Consider the following 20,666-nt stretch of genomic DNA (forward strand, 5'->3'; position numbering starts at 1 on the left):
TTTGCGGGAAATAATAAAAACGGATTTGATTTATTGGTGTGAGGAATTTGTAAATGCGAAGATTAGCATGATATATATGGAACAAAGCAAGAAATTTATTTCTCCGGGAGCGTGGTTCTCCATGGAATATCCGGCGGACTGGAATGAGTTTGAAGATGGGGAAGGTTCTTTCCTTTTCTATAATCCGTCGGAATGGACGGGGAATTTCCGTATTTCGGCTTATAAAGGAGATGCGACGTACGGCAAAGATGCTGTCCGGCAAGAACTGAAAGAGAATCAGTCGGCTACTCTTGTCAGATTAGGAAGCCGGGAGTGTGCTTACAGTAAGGAAATGTTCGAGGAAGAGGGGAACTATTACACCTCCCATCTTTGGATAACGGGGGAAGGGAATATGGTTCTTGAATGTTCTTTTACGGTGAAGAAAGGAGATGCTACGGCAGAGGCCGAGAAGATTATCGCGTCGCTGGAAGTGCGTAAAGAAGGAGCGAAATACCCGGCAGAAATTATTCCGGTGCGCCTTTCGGAGATATATCAAATTAATGAAGCATACGAATGGGTGGATGCCACCGTGAAGGAGCTGCTGAAGAAAGATTTTCAAGGAATGGAGGAAGACATCGCCAAGATGCAGCAGGTAATAGACAAGGGGGACATCGGCCCGAAAAAGAAAGATGCGTGGTTGGCCTTTGGAATTGTGCTATGTGTTATTCTGGCCAATGAAGTGGACGGTATGGAATGGCACACCCTGATAGATGGAAACCGGGAAGCGCCCGTATTGCTGAATACCACCACCGGCGGATGGATAGACCCCATGAAATTGGTCTGGAGTAAAGTGAAAGCGGGGGCAAAAGTCGAACTGGTGGAGACTTACGATGCTTTGTTTTAAGAAACTATCAAATATCAATTGAAAATTGGCTGCGGTAAATTCAATTCTTCAAGTGGAGAACCTGACCAAGTCGTTCGGCGATTTGGTATTATTCGAGAATATATTTTTTGGTTTGTCCGAGGGGCAGCGTGTGGGGCTGATAGCCAAAAACGGTAGCGGCAAGACTACGTTGCTCAACATTCTTTATGGTAAAGAGGGATATGATTCCGGTGTCATCTCTTTCCGTCGGGATATACGTGTGGGTTATTTGGAACAGGATCCGAAATATCCTGAAGAACTGACTGTGCTCGAAGTATGTTTTCATCATGGCAACTCTACTGTTGAACTGATCAAAGAGTATGAGCGCTGTATGGAGACGGAAGGGCATCCCGGACTGGATGAGATTTTGGTGCGCATGGATCACGAAAAAGCATGGGAATATGAACAAAAAGCCAAGCAGATTCTCTCTCAACTTAAGATTCGTGATTTCAACCGGCAGGTGAAACAATTATCAGGCGGACAGTTGAAGCGTGTGGCGCTTGCCAATGCCCTTATCACCGAACCCGATTTGCTGATATTGGATGAGCCTACCAATCATCTTGACCTTGACATGACGGAGTGGCTGGAAGAATATCTCCGCCGCACTAGCCTCACACTGCTGATGGTGACGCACGACCGTTATTTCCTTGACCGTGTCTGTTCTGAAATAATGGAGATAGACAACCGGCAGATATATCAATATAAAGGTAGTTACAGTTATTATCTGGAGAAGCGTGAAGAACGTATTGAGGCTAAAACGGTGGAGATAGAACGTGCCAATAACCTATATCGTACCGAATTGGAGTGGATGCGCCGGATGCCTCAGGCACGCGGACATAAAGCCCGTTATCGAGAAGAGGCTTTTTACGAGTTGGAGAAGGTGGCCAAGCAGCGTTTCGGCAATGATAACGTCAAGCTGGATGTCAAAGCCTCTTATATCGGAAGTAAAATATTCGAGGCAGAACATCTGTTCAAGACTTTCGGTGACTTGAAGATTCTGGATGATTTTTCCTATATATTTTCGCGTTACGAGAAAATGGGTATCGTTGGGAATAACGGTACGGGAAAGTCATCATTCATCAAAATACTGATGGGGTTGACGCAGGCTGACAGTGGTACGCTGGATATCGGCGAGACGGTTCGCTTTGGTTACTACTCGCAAGAAGGCTTACAGTTTGACGAGCAGATGAAGGTGATTGACGTAGTGAGAAATATTGCCGAGGTGATAGAACTGGACAACGGCAAGAAGCTGACGGCTTCGCAGTTTTTGCAGCATTTCCTCTTTACTCCCGAAACGCAACACAACTATGTATATAAATTGAGTGGAGGTGAACGTCGCCGGCTTTATCTGTGCACGGTGTTGATGCGTAATCCTAATTTCCTTGTGTTGGACGAGCCTACCAACGACTTCGACATCATGACGCTGAACGTGTTGGAGGAGTATCTGCGGAGTTTCAAGGGATGCGTCATCGTGGTGAGCCACGACCGCTACTTTATGGATAAGGTGGTAGACCATCTGCTGGTGTTCAACGGACAGGGCGATATCCGCGACTTCCCCGGCAACTATACGCAGTATCGCGACTGGAAGGAGGCAAAGGCTCATTCGGAAAAGGAGAAAGGAAAAGAAGCGGTCAAGGTGCAGGGAGAGAAAACAGCGAAAATACGTTTGAATGAGAAGCGGCGCATGTCTTTTAAGGAAAGGCGTGAGTTCGAGCAACTGGAACGAGAGATTGCCGATTTGGAAACAGAAAAAACAGCCATTGAAGAAGCCTTGTGCAGTGGCGCTCTGTCGGTGGAGGAGCTGACGGAGAAGTCGAAAAGGCTGCCCGTATTGTCCGGCCTGATTGATGAAAAGACCCTGCGTTGGCTTGAATTAAGCGAAATAGAAACGGATTGAGGAGCAGGAAACGAAAAAAACGATGAAGAACAGAAAGAACCTGACGAATTATCATAGCCATAGCCTATTCTGTGACGGACGTGCCGGAATGGAAGATTTTGTACGTTTTGCCATAAGCGAGGGATTCACCTCTTATGGCTTTTCGTCGCATGCCCCACTGCCTTTTCACACGTTTTGGACCATGGAGTGGGATTGTATGGACGACTATCTGTCCGAATACCATCGTTTGAAGACCAAGTACGACGGGCGTATAGAGCTTTATGTCGGTCTGGAGATAGATTATCTGAATGAAGCGAGTAATCCGTCCATTGTCCGTTTCAGAGAATTGCCATTGGACTATCGTATCGGCTCCGTGCATCTGCTGTATGATGACAAAGGAGAGGTGGTCGATGTGGATGTGCCTGCCGCTGCTTTCAAGCAGATTGTCGATGAGCGCTTCGGTGGCGACTTGGAGCGTGTGGTGCGGCTCTATTACAAACGCTCGATGCGAATGTTGGAATCGGGCGGTTTCGATATTGTAGGGCATGCCGACAAGATACACTGCAATGCCGCCTGCTATCGACCGGGGTTGCCGGATGAGGCTTGGTATGACGAACTTGTCCGGGGATATTTTACGGAGATTGCCCATCGTGGATATCAGGTTGAAATCAATACCAAGGCTTACTGCGATTCAGGAACTTTCTATCCCGACGAACGTTATTTCTCCTTCCTGCATGATTTGGGAATACGCGTGCAGGTGAACAGCGATTCGCATTATCCGGAGCGGATAAACTACGGTCGGGCCGAAGCCTTGGCATCTTTAAAGCGGGCCGGTTATAAAGCTGTGATGGAATTGCATGCGGGCGAATGGAGGGAAACACCCATCATGCTTTAATTACGAACGGAACAGGCATAAAAAGAATTTGGAAAAAGTCTATGATAGAAATATCCAAAGAATTGTAGAAGAAATTATTATTCTACTTCTTCGGCAGTTTCTTCAAAATCTGTCATTCCGCTTGCTACCAACAGATTATACCAGGAAATCAATTTTTTGATATCCGAAAGATATACCCGGTCGCGATCAAAATCTGGCAATACTTCGGCCAAATAGCTACGCAACTCATCAGCAGAGGCTTTTTTCAAATCCATTGCCACAGCAGCACCATTTTCTTTTTTCTTCATGGAAAGTAGCACTTCTTTCAAAGGAATATCTTCTGCATCTGTATACATGGCGATATCACCTAAAGAAATTATCTTCTCGTTGCCGTAAGCAGGAAAACGTTTCTTATCAATAAGTGATTCTACGATCAACATATTTTTCCCTTGAGAAATGAGCTTATACAATCCGGGTTTACCGGATATAGACAAAATAGTCTTCAACATAATATGTTCAATTTTTATTATTAGTAGCGTTTTTCGGGGAGCAAAGATAGTGTAAGCCGAAGAGAATACAAAATAAGCTTGCTTATTTTTATGACTAAGGATAATAGCTATTTTCCGGAAATGCAGTCTATGTTCCGCGCAACGACTTCATTAAATTCAAAATCTGCGGAATTAAAGGGGTCTTATCATCATTTATAATCACAAAGTCGGCATATTCACGTTTTTTCTCATCATTCATCTGACTTTGAATGCGTTTCTCTATTAATTCGCGCGAAGAAGTATCTCGTCGGATCGCACGCGAAATACGCAATTCTTCGGGAGCATAAATCATTACTACCACGTCTACTTCATCGGTAAAGCCCGCTTCGACTAAAATGGCCGATTCAATGCCTACTACCCAGGTGTTGATCTGATGATGTACCCACTGTCTGAAATTTTCTTTTACGCGGGGATGGATGATGCCATTGATAATTTGGGCATGCTCCGGACTGGCAAATAAATAGGATGCAAGCAACTGTTTGTTCAGTGTATTTCCACTGTAGATATCCTTGCCAAGCAAAGCTTGTAACCCCTTGCGAATGAAAGGATCAGAACATATAAGCCGCTTTGCTTCCGCATCTGATATATATACCGGAATACCCATTACTTGTAGTAAATGGGAGACAATGCTCTTTCCACTACCAATGCCGCCGGTGATACCTATTTTAATTGCCATATGCGGAAGAAACTTGCTCTATAAGAAAATCTACTTGTGCCGGATTACAACGTATCTGGCTAACACCTTTTGGCAGATTCTTTATTCTCACCGTATACTTATCAGAACCTAAATGTAATAGCTCTTCGTATGAGATATAAATATGAAAATCTTCGGCTGTAATTTGTCTGAAACGACTCAAGCCAATATGAAAAGTAACTTGTACTTTCGAGGGAAAGGTGCGTAGTACTTTATCCGCCGGAAAATTGACGCCACGTAGCGGTACCTCCACTGTTTTTTCCGTATAAATATCAACCGGAAGCTTCATTTCAACAGAAGCCGGGACAAACTTCACTCCTTTCTGAACGCTCAAAGATACCAGACTTTTTAGGGTATCTGATATATCTTCCAGTTTTAGGTGCTGTGTATATGCAGTGGTAATTGTATCTAATACGGCTTCAGGGGCATATACCAATACAGAATCGGGATAGAATATGGTATCCGAGAGATAGTATTCGCGTCCGGCACTTACCGTACCATGCAATCTTACCGGCACCAGTTTAGATGCTCCCATCGAATAAATATATTCCAAAGTATCCGGTTTCAGTGAAAGCAGGCGGGTAGATGCGCTCAGTTGGTTCAGCACTTTCTTTTCAAACTGCGTGACCGATATTCTTACTTGATTGTCTACCCCTTTATAATCGGCATAATCAAGAGTGATAGGATAAAAACTCTTTCCTAACATATAATTGAGAAGCACTGTTCCCTTGTCCTTTACCTTGATGTGAAGTTCGGAAACCGGTTCAGAGGTTATTACAACATTATTGGGAACTCCTTTCAAGCGTACTGGAATAGAGAAAGTAGTTTCATAATCATTGTTCAAGGTTTGTAATAACCAAAATCCACCTGCTACAAAAAAGAAAAATAAAAAAATGAAGAACTCTCTGCTTCTATCACTAAGCAGAAAATTCTTCATTTGTCTCGTTGTCTTCAGATATATATGTCCTATATTTCTGCGTTCGAACATAGGTTTACATTCCTATTTATTTAGAAGCCTGATTGCTGTTTGCATCGGCAGCTGCGGCAAAAATAGAATTCTTGTCTATACGAACCTTTACGTTAGAAGCTATTTCAAGCGTCACATCATTATCGTTGATTTCTTTGATAACTCCATGAATACCGCCGGCGGTGATTACCTTTTGGTTCACTTGAAGCGATCTACGGAAATTAACTATCTCCTTTTGTTTCTTGTTTTGAGGACGAATCATAAAGAAATACATGATAACGAACATGGCTATCAGCATAATCCACATTAAACTTCCGCCACCCGGAGCTGGAGCAGGAGCTTGCAGAAAGAATACAGTCATAATATTCATAAATACTCAATTTTGATTTTTATTACTAAAACAAAGGTATTAGTTTTTTGTCAACTTACCTTCTTTTTTTAATTGATTAACTATTCCATCTAATGTTCCATTAACAAAACTACCGCTCTTGGCCGTACTATATACTTTTGCTATGTCTACATATTCATTTAATGAAACACTTATCGGAATATTGGGAAAACTTAGAATTTCAGCTAATGCACATTGCATGATGACGACATCCATAAAAGCCACGCGATCCAAATCCCAATTACGCGTGTTTTCACTAATTAAATGACGATAGTAATCGCAGTTCAAGATAGCGCGACGAAACAAACGCCGCGCAAATTCTTGATCTTCATCATCTTTGAATTCGGGAAGCAACGCCTGATTGGCTCCGTTTTTCTCATCAAAACGCTTGATGGTTTTCAAAACGAAAGTATCTACAATTTCCTTGTCATCATTCCAATAAAGGCTTTGATCTTCGAGGAGCACATCTAAATCGTTATTATTAAAGATAAATGCTTTATAAAGCTTTCTCCACAACTCCCGATCATTTTCATAAGAATCATCAGAAGAAGCCATGTACTCTTTATAGATATTAGATTCTAGAATTTTTTCGTGCAATCCTTTGATGAAATCTTCATCGTTGCTCCAAGTGCGTTTTTGATTAGTGATAAAGTCCGTTAATTGTTTGTTTACTTCCAATTGTGCGATGAACTTGTTTTCTACAAATTTCATGTTAGGATGTAACTCTTCGGTTGTAGGGGCTAATTTGGCTTTAGCTGCATCAATACGTTTTTGTGCGTAGTTCGTCAGAGCTATCATCAGCATCAGCAGGTAATTATATAAGTCGTATGCCTTTGAAAGACTAAAAAACAACTCTTTCTCCGCTGAGTCTAAATTTTTACTGCCGTTCTGATAATAAGCATATACAATTTGTATAATCTTAAGACGAATAAGAACTCTGTTGATCATAATTATATAGTAAATTCTTTTAATTGAAGTGCAAAAGTAGAAATTTTAAATGAGTTTACACAAACAAATCACATTTTTTAATGCAGAAGTTGATAATCCTATATTTTTCTTTTGATGATTAAAAAAAAAACGTCAATTTTGAAGCCGATAAAAACATTAGATAAAATTCCGAACGGTCTTGTTACTCATTATTCATAAGACCGATGATTAAAGGAACACATCCAAATAGAGACTTTTAAATATGGAAGACATTAAGAAGAAAAACGCATCGGACGTGAACGAAAAGGAGATTGTATTCTCTCAATCCATTAAGGCAGGTAAACGTATCTATTATTTAGACGTTAAGAAGAACAGAAAAGACGAAATGTTTCTTGCCATTACAGAGAGCAAGAAAGTAGTAATGGGAGAAGGGGATGATTCACAAGTAAGCTTTGAAAAACACAAAATCTTTTTATATAAAGAAGACTTTGAGAAGTTCTTGAACGGACTTCAACAATCCATTGATTTCATTCAAGAGCAACAAGGTTGTTATACAAGGCCTGAGACTGATGAGAGTCCTGAAGAGTATGGTTCTAAAACGGACATCGCTTCGGAAACAACTTCTTCTTTGGAGGAGGAAATAAAAATAGATATTGATTTTTAGACCATAACTTTTTGATAATTCGCAAAAAAAACTGTATTTTTGCACCGCTTTTTTGCGGCATTGTGTGCTAAGACACATCGTGTAATGGTGAATTAAGCAAAATAAAGAACTACTTAATTTAGAGTAACACAAAAAAATTAAAAAATGAGATCAATTGAAGTAAAAGGAACTGCAAGAACTATTGCAGAACGCTCTTCTGACCAAGCTAGAGCTTTGAAAGCTATTCGTAAAAACAACGGTGTACCTTGCGTACTTTATGGTGGCGGTGAAAATGTTCACTTCACAGTACCGGCAGAAGGTCTGCGTAATTTGGTATATACTCCTCATATCTACGTAGTAGATTTAATTATTGATGGCAAGAAAGTAAATGCCATTATGAAAGATATTCAATTCCATCCGGTAAAGGATACTATACTGCATGTTGACTTCTATCAGATTGATGAGACTAAACCTATCGTTATGGAGGTTCCGGTACAGATGGAAGGCTTGGCAGAAGGTGTTAAGGCCGGTGGTAAATTGGTACTTCAGATGCGTAAGCTGAAAGTTAAAGCTCTCTATAACGCAATTCCCGAAAAATTGATTATCAATGTTTCTCATTTGGGATTGGGTAAGACAGTTAAAGTTGGCGAATTGAAATACGAAGGTTTGGAATTGCTGACTGCAAAAGAAGCTGTGGTATGTGCCGTTAAGCTGACTCGTGCAGCAAGGGGTGCCGCTGCTGCCGCAGGCAATTAATTCCTCTTCTGAAGAATATTATTGGGAACGCGGATTAACGCAGTAATAACGCAGATTCATTGACAATCCGCGGATAACTGTGATAATCTACGTTCCTTTTTTTACATTGAAGTGATTTAAACTTTTCTTTTTCTCAAATATTTCCTTAGCAGAATTACCATAAATGCAATATAGTTCCATGATTCGCAATTCCTAACCGTTGTTTCAAATCGATTTAAAATAGTCCTGTAACTGTCCATCCATGCATTGGTCCTCTCAATGGCATAACGTTCAGCATACAACAGTTCGTCCACAACGGTATTATTGGGAGTCCCGTTTCTTTTATTGATGCAGATATTGGCGACTACTCCATGACAGCCAAGTACACTTCGAAGAGCTTTACAGTCAAATCCGGCATCCGCATTCAAGAAAAGACCATCTGTTCTGACTTTTGCAATCCCAAGATCATGCATCATGGAGCGGATTACGTTTTTTATGTCATGAGTATCATGATGTTCGCCGCTTTTAGGCGAAGACATGATAACCGGTATGCCTTGCCGGTCTGTAATATAAAGAGCGTTGGTTGTCTTGCGCTTTTTTCTACCCTGATCACCAACCTCCTCTCCACCACGCATAGCTACCGTATGACTTCCGTCAAGGTCTACACTTGACATATCAAACTTTGTACGGTGCTTATTCAAAAGATGAAGCCAAAGAGACTTCCATTCACCTTTTTTACTCCATTTGTTATAATGATGGAATACCCCACCATAGGTCAGAACCTTGTCACTGAACAGGGAATCTACAGGTAAATATTTCCACTGACACCCTGTTTTCAGTTTATAAAGAATGGCATTTACGATTTCAACAAGACTACTTTGAGTTACGAAACCACGTTTGCCCACACATAAATGAGGCAATATTTCACTTTTTATTGTATCTTTGTCCAACAAAGCGTACATGGGGATGTTGTTATGAATGAGTTTGCTCACCCATAATATAACAATTTTAGCTATTAGTACGCTGTTTATCATTTGATCAATTAGTTTAAATCACTTCATAAATAACCAATAAATGAAATATTTAATTGCAGGATTAGGTAATATCGGTCCCGAGTATTGCGAGACTAGGCACAACATAGGATTCATGGTAGTAGATGCTTTAGCCAAATCCTCGAACGTTAATTTCATTGATGGACGTTATGGTTTCACGGCTTCTATGTCAGTTAAAGGACGACAACTGCTATTGCTGAAACCTTCTACCTATATGAATCTCAGCGGTAATGCCGTGCGCTACTGGATGCAAAAGGAAAACATACCTTTGGAAAATGTATTAATAGTAGTAGATGACCTTGCTTTGCCTTTTGGAACATTGCGTCTGAAAGGAAAAGGAAGCGATGCAGGACATAATGGTTTGAAGCATATTGCGACAACATTGGGAACTGAAAACTATGCTCGTCTACGTTTTGGTATCGGCAATGATTTTCCACGTGGTGGACAAGTGGATTATGTATTGGGAAATTTCTCAGATGAAGATTGGAAGGTAATGGACGAAAGGTTGAAAACAGCTGGAGAAATTGTTAAAAGTTTCTGTCTGGCAGGTATCAATATCACCATGAATCAATATAATAAGAAATGAGTGAAGCCAGGATTGATAAATGGATGTGGGCGGTGCGCATTTTCAAGACACGCACCATTGCAGCCGAAGCTTGTAAGAAAGGGCGTATCAGCATAAATGGTGCTTTAGCCAAAGCATCCCGCATGGTGAAGCCGGGAGATGTTATTCAAGTACGAAAGCCTCCCGTCACTTATTCTTTCAAGGTGGTGCAGGCTATCGAGAAGCGCGTGGGAGCCAAACTCGTTGCCGAAGCTATGGAAAACGTAACCTCCCCTGAGCAGTATGAATTGCTGGAGTTGAGTCGGGTCAGTGGTTTTGTCAATCGAGCTAAAGGAACCGGACGACCTACTAAGAAAGACCGTCGTAATTTGGAGGAGTTTACCACGCTGGAATTTATCGATGATTTTGACTTTGATTTTGACTTTGGAGAATAAAGTCGTAATGGTATGTTGATTTTTTTATGAATGATAAAGTTATTAAATGGGGATTTATAGGTTGCGGAGAAGTGACCAAATATAAAAGCGGTCCCGCATTCCAAAAAATAGAGAATTCCGAAGTCGTAGCCGTCATGAGCCGAAATGGAGAAAAAGCTAAGGCTTATGCTAGAGAGAGGGGGATTCCTAAATGGTATGATGATGCTCAAGAGTTGATCAACGACGAAGAGATAAATGCGATATATATTGCTACTCCTCCTTCTTCGCATGCCACATATGCCATCATGTCCATGAAGGCGGGGAAGCCTGTATATATAGAGAAACCGATGGCTGTTACTTATGAGGAATGCTGTCGCATCAATCGCATTTCTAAAGAGATGGGAGTACCATGTTTTGTTGCCTATTATCGCCGCTATCTTCCTTACTTTCAAAAAGTAAAATCATTGATGGATGAAGGAGTTATTGGTAACATTATTAATATACAAATCCGTTTTGCTCAGCCTCCTCGTGATTTGGACTATAATAAAGAGAATCTGCCTTGGCGCGTACAACCCGATATTGCCGGAGGAGGTTATTTTTACGACCTTGCTCCCCACCAGATAGATTTATTGCAAGAAATGTTCGGCTGTATACTTGAAGCCAGTGGTTATAAAAGTAATCGTGGCGGTTTGTATCTTGCTGAAGATACCATTAGTGCATGCTTTCAATTTGATAATGGATTAGTTGGTAGCGGTTCCTGGTGTTTTGTGGCTCATGACTCTGCCCGTGAAGACCGTGTGGAGGTTATTGGTAATAAAGGGAGGATTTGTTTCTCCATGTTCACCTATGATCCTATTGCACTACATACGGAAAGGGGATGTGAAGAGATTATGATAGATAATCCCACCTATGTTCAGCAGCCACTTATTCAGGCTGTAGTAGATCATCTGCTTGGAAAATCAGTCTGCAATAGTGATGGAGAAAGTGCTACACTTACCAATTGGGTGATGGACAAAATATTGGGCAAGTTGTAGAATTATTAAAGCTTGAAATAAGCTTGTATCTTCCAAAATAAAGCCGATAGAAGCAAGAGGAGGAATTTCTTGATATATAAAATAGCTCATGAATTTTGAGGCAAACCTCATTTCATGAGCTCTTTTTTTGAAAGATATTTTAGTAGATGTTTCTTTTCTCACATTGGATTATAATCCTTTGCCAAACCTCCTTCGCTAGTCTCCTTGTATGGTGAGGGCAGATCATTACCGGTTTCTTTCATAACAGCCACTACTTTATCGAACGACACACGATGCATGCCATCGGTGAAAGAAGAGTAAAGGTTAGCATCCAAGGCACGTGCAGCAGCGTAGGCATTACGTTCGATACACGGAATCTGTACCAGACCGCATACGGGGTCGCACGTCATTCCTAAATGATGTTCCAACCCCATTTCCGCTGCATACTCTATTTGTGACGGACTTCCTCCAAACAATTGATTGGCAGCAGCCGAAGCCATGGAGCATGCCACACCCACTTCCGCCTGGCATCCGGCTTCAGCTCCCGATATAGAAGCATTGGTCTTCACGATATTCCCAACCAATCCGGCTGTGGCAAGAGCGCGCAATATGCGTATGTCGCTGAAGTCACGGCTTTTTGCCAGATGATAAAGTACGGCCGGAACTACACCACATGAACCACAAGTCGGTGCAGTGACAATGACACCTCCTGATGCATTTTCCTCACTCACAGCCAGTGCATAAGAGAAAACCAGTCCACGTGACTGCAGCGACTGTTTGTATCCACTGGCACGTATATAATAGGTAGAGGCTTTTCGGCGCAAGTTCAACGGGCCAGGTAAGACCCCTTCTTGTTCTAATCCACGTTTCACAGCTGCCTGCATGGTTTTCCACACTTCTTGCAGATAATCCCAAATATCACTTTCTTCGCACTCCTTGACATATTCCCAATAGTTCTTTCCGGTGCGTCCGCACCACTGCAGAATCTCAGTCATTTTAGTCATCTCATATACATCCGGAGTATTTATGGAAGAAGCTCCATCACTCTCCTCTGCCAAAGCACCGCCACCAACACTGAAGACAGTCCATTGACCTGTTTCTTTCCCTTCATTATCCAAAGAAACGAACTTCATACCATTGGGGTGGAAGGGAAGGAAGATTTTGGGTTCCCAAATAATTTCAACCGGTGCTGCCGGTTGAAATGTTTCGGTAATGGCAACATTTGTCATGTGTCCTTTACCTGTAGCAGCAAGACTACCATATAATGTTACTTTAAATGAGGCAGCTTCCGGATGTTTACTCAGAAAAATCTCAGCAGCCTTACGAGGTCCCATAGTATGACTACTGGAAGGACCGGTACCGATGCGATATAACTCCTTGATTGATTTCATAATAGATCTTTTAGATTGGTTCATTGATTTAATTGAGGTCAACAACAGTAATGCCTGCTCCGCCAAACTGTATATGTTCATCGGCAAATCGAGACACTCCAGGGACAGTTTCCAAATATTGACGAATAAGCGTACGCAAAATGCCTGTGCCCGTTCCATGAAGAATGCGTACACGTGACATTCCGACAAGAATAGCATCGTCAATAAAATAAGTGACGGCTTGCATCGCTTCATCACCACGCATGCCTCGAACATCAATATCTTGTTTAAAGTTCAACTTCTTTTCATACATACTTTCCTGCGTTTGACCGCTAATATAGGTTGTCTTGGTCGTCACGTCTGCTTGTTTGGGCTGCGCGTTACTACGTTCCAATCTGTATAGCTTAACAATGGTTTTAAGGTCTCCGAATGCAACAACTGCATTCTTTCCATTCACTTCCATTACCTGACCCACTACAGTCTGTCCTTTAATTTTAACATTGCAACCGGGCACAATGGAGGATAACTGTTCGGCTTCTTTCCTTGCCTGTTGTTCAGCTATGGCTTGAGCGGATAGAGAAGTGGTTGATCCCTGACCGTTTTTTTTCTCCTTTTTCCGTTTCTGTTTTTCTCTCAACTTCTCCATTTTCCGCGCTATTTTTTCCTCTTGCTCTTTGTTGGCAAGTACCTCTATCGATTCACGAAATTCATTCAGCTCTTGTCGAGCCTGACGCGTTTTACTCTTTTCTGCTTGCGCCTCTTTGATGGAACGTATAGTGTTCTCAATGCGTGCATTCGCTTCTTGCATCAGCTGTCCCACCTCTTCTTTGGCTTTACGTAGAATTTCTTTACGGGATTTTTGCAACTCTTCGATTTCGGCCTGATAACGACTGATAGTTTCTTCCATGTGCTTTTCACGCTGACGAATCGTTTGGCGCTTACCTTCCCAATAGCGTTTATCGCGAACGATATCCTGCAAATATTTGTCAGCATTGATGTATTCGCTACCCACAATTTCCGAAGCATCGGCTATCACATCTTCGGGCAAGCCTATTTTTCGAGCTATTTCTACGGCAAATGAACTGCCGGGATTGCCTATCTGTAATTGAAATAAGGCTTGCATCAAATGGCGGTCGTAAAGCATGGCACCATTCACCACACCTTCGTGGTCTTCGGCAAAGTGCTTCAGGTTCTGGTAGTGCGTTGTAATAATTCCAAACGTTTGTCGCTGATTGAAGCGTTTCAACACAGCTTCGGCAATGGCACCACCAATTTGTGGTTCCGTTCCGCCACCAAATTCATCAATCAAGATAAGACTGTGTTCGTTACAGTGCTTTATCATGATTTTCATATTTGTAAGATGAGACGAATAAGTACTCAAGTCGTCTTCAATGGACTGTTCATCACCTATATCAATAAAGATATCACTGAATATTCCCACTTCACTGCGTTCGTGCATCGGGATAAGCAACCCACATTGCAACATATACTGCAACAATCCTACAGTCTTCAGGCAAACCGACTTACCACCGGCATTGGGGCCTGAGATGACTAAGATACGTTGCTTCTCATTCAGTTCGATGTCAAGAGGTACTACTTTCTTGCCATGTTTGGCTAAAGATAGCTGAAGGAGCGGATGTACAGCCATCCTCCAATCCAATAACCTCTTATTCTTCAATACAGGTTTCAATGCGGATATTTGTTCGGCAAATAAAGCTTTGGCACGTATAAAGTCTATTTCCGCTAAAAAATCGTAAGACAACAATACCTCCGGAATAGCGGGGCGTAATTGATTGGAGAAATCAGCCAGAATACGAATAATCTCCTTACGTTCTTCTGCCTCCAGTTCCCGAATACGGTTGTTAGCTTCTACTACTTCGGCAGGTTCAATAAATACAGTTTTCCCACTGGCCGATTCATCGTGCACAATACCGCGTATCTTTCGCTTCAGAGCCGGTGCCACAGGAATAACCAGACGACCGTCGCGCATAGTAGGTGTGACGTCTTTATCTACAACTCCTTCGGTTTGAGCACTCCGTAAAATACCATTCAGCGAACGTGAGATATTTCCGATAGTATTTGCCAATTCACGACGGATACGTGCCAATTCCGCAGAAGCATTATCTTTGATTTTGCCGTATGGAGAAAGAATGGCATTTATTCTGTTGATGAGCTGTGGAAATACCATAATATCTTCGGCCAATCGTTGCAAACAAGGGTAGGATGAAGTATCTTCTTTCTCATCTTTACTCTTTTGCAGAAAATGTACAATGTCACGTATAGTCTCCAATGAGCGGCGCAAGTCAAAAAGTTCTTGTTCATCCAAATACAAACCTTCTACCCGTATGCGTTTTAACGAAGGGCGTACATCAAAAAAATATTGTGCCGGGAAATTGTTTTCTTCTTTAAGGATACGTACAAATTCAGTGACCTGATCCAGCCGCTCTTCTACCATGCCAAAGCGGTCAGAGAATGTCATATCTGTCACCCGTTCTTCACCAAGTGTACTGAGACATTTTTCTTTCAGTATTTGGCGTATTTGGTCGAAACCTATTTTCTGTTCAAAGTTCTGCGGATATATCATGGCACAAAAGTACAATTTATTCATGAAAAAACAGAGTGTATATTTGCAGATTAAAAAATGATTTGTACCTTTGCATCGCTTTAAGAGAAAAGTGCTTCTTTTTTAATTTTGGAGAGGTGGCAGAGTGGTCGATTGCGGCGGTCTTGAAAACCGTTGTGCTGCAAGGCACCCGGGGTTCGAATCCCTGTCTCTCCGCTGGAAAGAATTGCAAAATAAAAAAGTCCCTGTAAATTAATACCTTACGGGGATTTTTTGTTATTGGTGCATAGCAAAATAAGCATATCAAAGCATTCTTTCGGTGTACTTATACCTGATTACCTTCAATACCAGGTACACCTATTTGGTAAATAATTCATTGTCTGTCAGTATTTTCTATCTATCCTGTATAATTCATATCTCTTGAAATAAAAGCAAAAAAAAGAGAAGGAATTTTGCCATATCGGAATTGTTAGTAATTTCAAAGTGCTAAAATTCAATTATCTAACATTCCTTCTCATGGACAAAATTAGCTCATTATTCTCAGGTTTCCAAGCTACATGCCTTTGTTGGTGTACGAAGGCAAAAGCGGTAAGATGATACTCCCAATCCTTCGTCCGGGACAAAGGAACAAGCCCTTAAGTGTACATGATATTCTCAAGCGCATTATAGAGAGAATACATAAAGTTTGGCCTCGGTGTGTCATTGAATTAAGAGGTGACAGCAATTTCTGTAGCCACGAGTTTATGGATTGGATTGAGGACGAATGCTGTTTTGTTGAATTAGTCACAGGAATAACCGCAAACTCGGTGCTTTACGGACATATCGACAAGCATCTCAGACGTTGCAGGAATCGATATAAAAAGGATCATTCTGATGTGCGAATGTACTATTCTTTCGAATACCGAGCCGGAACTTGGCAACATTCACAGCGTATAATCGCAAAAAATGAGATAAATGCATTGGGAGAGCATGCACGTTTATCGTGACTTCCAATCGTAACAACAAGCCCGAAACCATTTATACAGGTTGTGGTGAATGGAGTTGTGGATAAAGGATTTGAAATGCTTACACGGGGATAGAATGTCGTGTGGGAAATTTAAAGCGAATCCGTTCCGATTGTTTCTCTATGCTGCAGCTTATGTCATGCTATATCAGTTGAAGTATAAAGCATTTGAGGGAACTGAAATTGCATCCTTTACAATGGACTCTTTTCTCAAGAAAATCATGCTTAGCGCAGTACTGATTACAGAGCAAAAGTGTGCAATAAAAGTCTGTTTTGCGCCTCACCATAGATATCGAGCGGAGATAACAAAGTTTCTAAGCACGATAGCTGCATAACAAAAAAGTATACGCATAAAAGCATAAACTCTCCCGAAAAGGCGAACGATTTGTCGTACCCATACATGATTTTTTACTCATTGTACGTTTCACACACCTTCAAACTGAAACCGAAGTGGAACTTCTGAGTCATGCTGTTGCTATTTTGGAACGAGTTTTATTGAAAAGCGTCAGCACGACTTGTTTGAATAATCAAATTGCTGGGGTATGAATTTACACAGATAAGATTTGTCCCGAAAAAAACTCTTTCTTTGCATGTATATTTGTTCTTCCTGGATAGCATCGGGAGGAATATCTTTTTTCTGAGAAGTAGAGAAAACAGATACTCTTCTGATTCTTAAATATTGTTTAATATAGAAATGCGGGGAAGAAAATCATACGGTTTACTTTATGATTTATATATGGCGTATTACATAAAAGTATTATATATTTATTGATTATCATTTATTTAATTTGTTATGACGTATTTATGGCGTATTTTAAAATCTGGTTTGACGTATTAAAGAATCAGTCTTTTTAGTTTACTTATTTTGCTTTTCTTTATGTTTGCATCGTTTGTAAGTGGAAAATGCTTGCAAACAAATGAGAATCGTTAATCTTAATTTAGTAAAACTTATGAAAAAGTTGTTGTCAGTTTTATTTCTATTAAGCTTTACCTTGGCTTCTGTGTATGCCCAAAATATACAGGTAAAAGGTACGGTGGTAAGTGGTTCGGATAATGAACCATTAGCCGGAGTAAATGTGGTGGTGAAAGGAAACACTGCCATGGGGACCATTACCGGATTGGACGGTGATTTTGTATTGTCGGTTCCCGTCAATGCAGTTCTTTCTATTTCTTATATAGGATTTAAATCGCAGGATGTTGCGGTGAAAGGACAGAAAAGCCTCAATATCGTACTCCAAGAAGATTCAGAAGCGCTGGACGAAGTAGTGGTAGTGGGTTATGGCGTTCAGAAGAAGAGCGTGGTGACAGCTGCTATCAGTAGAGTCAGTGCCGATGAACTGAATGCTGCAAAGCCTTCGCGTGTAGAAGATGCGCTGAAAGGTAAAGTGTCAGGCGTTCAGATCACTCAAAGCTCTGGCCAGCCGGGTTCGGACTCTAAAGTGCGTATCCGCGGTATTGGTACGGTTAATAACTCCGACCCGCTATATATCGTTGACGGGATGCCGGTAGATGGAGGAATCAACTACTTGAATCCGGTTGATATCGAGTCAGTGGAAATCTTGAAGGACGCTGCTTCCGCCGCTATTTATGGTGCCCGTGCTGCCAATGGCGTTGTATTGGTCACTACGAAAGGAGGAAAAACCGGTAAGACTTCCATTAACTATGATTTCAGTTATGGCTGGCAGAATCCGTGGAAAAAGAAATCCGTTTTGGATGCCACGGAGTATATGACCATCATGAATGAAATGGATGTGAATGATGGCAATGCTCCCCGCTATTCACAGGAACAAATCCTGAAAGCCGGAAAAGGGACCGATTGGCAGGATGAAACTTTCAATTATGACGCTCCTATCCAGCAACATCAAGTAAGTATCAGTGGCGGTAGTGATAAGATTCAATATTTCCTTTCGTTGGGCTATTTCAATCAAGAAGGTATCGTAGGTGGTAATCATGGTAAGTCAAACTACGAGCGTTGGAGTTTGCGTTCTAACTCTACTTATACGGTATTTGAAGAAACTTCCCGCAATTTCTTGAACAAATTGAAAGTAGGTGTGAATATCGGTTATTCAAGAGGTACTTCTACCGGCATTGAGACCAACTCAGAATACGGCTCTATTCTGGGTAGCGCTATTTCGTTCTCTCCACTGGTGCCGGTGTATGCTTCTAAAGAAGAAGGAGAAGCCATCTTGAAGCAGTATCCTACGGCTGTGACAGACAAGGACGGTAATGTCTTCTCTATGCCTCCTACCGGTTATCAGGAATTGGCCAATCCGGTAGCTCAATTGTATTCTCCTACTGTGACCAAGGGAAATGAAGATAAGTTCGTGGGTTCTTTCTGGGCCGAATTGGATCTTCTTCCCGGATTAAAGTTCAAGAGCAGCTATGGCGCGGATTTGGCTTTCTGGGGTTCAGATGGCTATGGCTTCGAATATTATATGGGGTCAATGAAGAAGAACGAAAAAAGCTGGGTACAAAGCGAGATGAATCGTGGTTTCAAGTGGCAGGTTGAGAACGTGCTGACCTACAATAAAACTTTTGCTGATAAGCATAATCTGACAGTTGTTTTGGGACAATCGGCACAGAAGTATTCTGTACGCAATCTGGGTGGTTCCGATTACAAGCTCCTGGACACGGATCCCGCTAAGGCAAATATCAATTCTGCTATTGGCGACCGCGACGAAGAACGTACTTGGGGAGGGACAGGCGGTTATAACTTTGCTGCTTTGGCATCTTACTTCGGCCGTATCGACTACAACTTTGATGAACGCTATATGTTGCAGCTGACGATGCGTCGTGACGGTTCTTCGCACTTCGGTCCTAATCATAAATGGGCTACATTCCCGGCTGTATCTGTAGGTTGGAACCTTTGGAATGAACCTTATTTGAGGGATTTAAAGCCGTCATGGTTCGATTCCTTCAAGGTGCGTTTCAGCTGGGGTAAGAATGGTAACGAAAACATAGGTAATTTCCGTTATGCTGCTTTGATGGATGGTGGACAAAACTATTATTTTGGTGGCGGCTACAGCGTAAAAGATGCAAGTAAGGGAGGAGTTATGCAGTATGGTTCTTCTCCTGCAGCGCTTGCCAATGCCAATATCAAATGGGAAGAATCCGAGCAGATAGACTTTGGTTTTGACGCTCGTTTCTTTGATGCACGCTTGAATTTTGGTTTCGACTATTTCAAGAAGAAAACCAATGGCATGTTGATGGACAAACCTATCCCGAGCTATGTAGGTCAGAGTGCACCGATGTCCAACTTGGGTAAGATGGAGAACTGGGGTATCGAATTAGAAGCTGGATGGAAACACACTATCAATGATTTCAGCTATCGTATTTCGGCCAATGCTTCCTATTTGAAGAATAAGCTGATCAATTTGGGAAATGCCTCCGGTGAGACCAATTATGAGAATGCCGGTGCTTCGGGTGTAGGCGATTATGTACATGCTAAGAATGGCGAGGTTTGGCCTTACTTCTATGGTATGCGCACGAATGGGCTGTTCCAAAATCAAGCAGAGGTAGATGCTTATGTAAATGATAAAGGTGAAAAGATGCAGCCGGACGCTCAGCCGGGTGATGTTCGGTTTGTCGACGTCAATAAAGATGGTAGAGTTAATGATGATGATAGAACGAAAATCGGTAAAGGTATGCCTGATTGGACATTCGGTCTTACTCTTGGTGCTGAATGGAAAGGCTTTGACCTGAACTTGTTCTTCCAAGGCACTCTTGGCAATGATATTTTCGACTTTGCGCAACGTGGTGATATTCCTGCAATGAACCGTCCCACTTGGATACTTGATCGTTGGGTAGGCGAAGGCTCATCTGATTTTATTCCTCGCATGACTTCTGCCAATCCTAACAAGAACTGGCGTTCTTCTGACCTGTATGTGAAAGATGGCTCTTATATGCGTCTGAAGACAGCTCAATTGGGATATACCTTACCTGCTTCGTTGACAAAGAAATTCTCTGTTCAAAGATTGAGAGTCTATGTTTCTGCCGAGAACCTGATTACCATAACCGGTTATGATGGATTCGATCCGGAACTTGCATCCGGCGGTTATACGACTCTGGGTGTTGATAAGGGCATTTATCCACAATCAAGAACCATCTCTATAGGTGCGAATATAACTTTCTAAA

19 protein-coding genes and 1 tRNA gene are annotated in these 20,666 nt (G+C 41.8%); 12 read left to right on the top strand and 8 right to left on the bottom strand.

Annotated elements, in window-relative coordinates:
- Positions 1–76 precede the first annotated feature (76 nt).
- Genes C3V43_RS02245 through C3V43_RS02255 form a run of 3 tightly spaced genes read left to right on the top strand, consistent with a single transcriptional unit; the run spans position 77 to position 3,672 of the window.
- Positions 77–883, top strand: a complete 807-nt coding sequence (locus C3V43_RS02245; protein ID WP_106070418.1) for a DUF3805 domain-containing protein — start codon at positions 77–79, stop codon at positions 881–883.
- A 25-nt stretch (positions 884–908) separates the two neighbouring features.
- Complete coding sequence (locus C3V43_RS02250) at positions 909–2,798, top strand: ABC-F family ATP-binding cassette domain-containing protein (RefSeq protein ID WP_106068419.1); 1,890 nt, start codon at positions 909–911, stop codon at positions 2,796–2,798.
- Between the two features lie 22 nt (positions 2,799–2,820).
- Entirely contained in the window at positions 2,821–3,672 is an 852-nt protein-coding gene (locus C3V43_RS02255) for a histidinol-phosphatase (RefSeq protein ID WP_106068420.1), read from the top strand.
- Positions 3,673–3,749: 77 nt separating this feature from the next.
- Here the strand turns inward: C3V43_RS02255 and C3V43_RS02260 are convergent, their stop codons facing one another.
- From C3V43_RS02260 to nusB, 5 genes are all read right to left on the bottom strand, one after another.
- Positions 3,750–4,160, bottom strand: a complete 411-nt coding sequence (locus C3V43_RS02260; RefSeq protein ID WP_106068421.1) for a DUF5606 family protein — start codon at positions 4,158–4,160, stop codon at positions 3,750–3,752.
- Between the two features lie 127 nt (positions 4,161–4,287).
- A complete protein-coding gene (gene coaE / locus C3V43_RS02265) occupies positions 4,288–4,875 on the bottom strand; it encodes a dephospho-CoA kinase (RefSeq protein WP_106068422.1) in 588 nt (195 codons plus the stop codon).
- A complete protein-coding gene (locus tag C3V43_RS02270; protein ID WP_106068423.1) occupies positions 4,865–5,881 on the bottom strand; it encodes a CdaR family protein in 1,017 nt (338 codons plus the stop codon). Before C3V43_RS02270 ends, coaE begins: the two co-directional genes overlap by 11 nt.
- 16 nt (positions 5,882–5,897) lie before the next feature.
- Positions 5,898–6,230: a preprotein translocase subunit YajC gene (yajC, locus tag C3V43_RS02275; RefSeq protein WP_106068424.1), complete on the bottom strand. Its 333-nt coding sequence runs from the start codon at positions 6,228–6,230 to the stop codon at positions 5,898–5,900.
- A gap of 39 nt (positions 6,231–6,269) precedes the next feature.
- A complete protein-coding gene (nusB, locus tag C3V43_RS02280) occupies positions 6,270–7,196 on the bottom strand; it encodes a transcription antitermination factor NusB (RefSeq protein WP_106068425.1) in 927 nt (308 codons plus the stop codon).
- 241 nt (positions 7,197–7,437) lie between these two features.
- Between nusB and C3V43_RS02285 the strand changes: the two genes are divergently transcribed.
- Together C3V43_RS02285 and C3V43_RS02290 are read left to right on the top strand one after the other, a co-directional pair.
- The gene (locus C3V43_RS02285; protein ID WP_106068426.1) at positions 7,438–7,839 is read left to right on the top strand and encodes a PUR family DNA/RNA-binding protein; all 402 of its coding nucleotides are present in this window, start codon (positions 7,438–7,440) and stop codon (positions 7,837–7,839) included.
- Between the two features lie 144 nt (positions 7,840–7,983).
- Positions 7,984–8,574: a 50S ribosomal protein L25/general stress protein Ctc gene (locus C3V43_RS02290; protein WP_106068427.1), complete on the top strand. Its 591-nt coding sequence runs from the start codon at positions 7,984–7,986 to the stop codon at positions 8,572–8,574.
- Positions 8,575–8,690: 116 nt separating this feature from the next.
- Here the strand turns inward: C3V43_RS02290 and C3V43_RS02295 are convergent, their stop codons facing one another.
- Entirely contained in the window at positions 8,691–9,587 is an 897-nt protein-coding gene (locus C3V43_RS02295; protein WP_106068428.1) for an IS5 family transposase, read from the bottom strand.
- Positions 9,588–9,627: 40 nt separating this feature from the next.
- Here C3V43_RS02295 and pth point away from each other — a divergent pair, with 40 nt between their 5' ends.
- The 3 genes from pth to C3V43_RS02310 are packed head-to-tail and all read left to right on the top strand — an operon-like array spanning position 9,628 to position 11,617.
- A complete protein-coding gene (gene pth, locus C3V43_RS02300; protein ID WP_106068429.1) occupies positions 9,628–10,191 on the top strand; it encodes an aminoacyl-tRNA hydrolase in 564 nt (187 codons plus the stop codon).
- Positions 10,188–10,604: an RNA-binding S4 domain-containing protein gene (locus C3V43_RS02305; protein ID WP_106068430.1), complete on the top strand. Its 417-nt coding sequence runs from the start codon at positions 10,188–10,190 to the stop codon at positions 10,602–10,604. Before pth ends, C3V43_RS02305 begins: the two co-directional genes overlap by 4 nt.
- 26 nt (positions 10,605–10,630) lie before the next feature.
- On the top strand, positions 10,631–11,617 hold the full coding sequence (locus C3V43_RS02310) for a Gfo/Idh/MocA family protein (RefSeq protein ID WP_106068431.1): 987 nt from the start codon (positions 10,631–10,633) through the stop codon (positions 11,615–11,617).
- Positions 11,618–11,775: 158 nt separating this feature from the next.
- Here the strand turns inward: C3V43_RS02310 and C3V43_RS02315 are convergent, their stop codons facing one another.
- Positions 11,776–12,987 (bottom strand): L-serine ammonia-lyase, encoded by a 1,212-nt coding sequence (locus C3V43_RS02315; RefSeq protein WP_106070419.1) that lies wholly within the window; start codon positions 12,985–12,987, stop codon positions 11,776–11,778.
- Between the two features lie 28 nt (positions 12,988–13,015).
- Positions 13,016–15,550 (bottom strand): endonuclease MutS2, encoded by a 2,535-nt coding sequence (locus C3V43_RS02320; protein ID WP_106070420.1) that lies wholly within the window; start codon positions 15,548–15,550, stop codon positions 13,016–13,018.
- A gap of 110 nt (positions 15,551–15,660) precedes the next feature.
- On the opposite strand from C3V43_RS02320, the gene C3V43_RS02325 reads away from it, so the two are divergent.
- The 4 genes from C3V43_RS02325 (at position 15,661) to C3V43_RS02340 (ending at position 20,665) form a co-directional block, all read left to right on the top strand.
- Positions 15,661–15,745, top strand: a tRNA-Ser gene (locus C3V43_RS02325).
- A 377-nt stretch (positions 15,746–16,122) separates the two neighbouring features.
- Entirely contained in the window at positions 16,123–16,515 is a 393-nt protein-coding gene (locus tag C3V43_RS15080) for a transposase (protein WP_394336146.1), read from the top strand.
- A gap of 94 nt (positions 16,516–16,609) precedes the next feature.
- Positions 16,610–16,867 (top strand): transposase, encoded by a 258-nt coding sequence (locus tag C3V43_RS15085; protein WP_394336158.1) that lies wholly within the window; start codon positions 16,610–16,612, stop codon positions 16,865–16,867.
- Positions 16,868–17,482: 615 nt separating this feature from the next.
- Positions 17,483–20,665 (top strand): SusC/RagA family TonB-linked outer membrane protein, encoded by a 3,183-nt coding sequence (locus C3V43_RS02340; protein WP_106070421.1) that lies wholly within the window; start codon positions 17,483–17,485, stop codon positions 20,663–20,665.
- Position 20,666 lies beyond the last annotated feature (1 nt).

The organism is Prevotella heparinolytica, assembly GCF_002998535.1.
GTDB classification, from domain to species: domain Bacteria; phylum Bacteroidota; class Bacteroidia; order Bacteroidales; family Bacteroidaceae; genus Bacteroides; species Bacteroides heparinolyticus.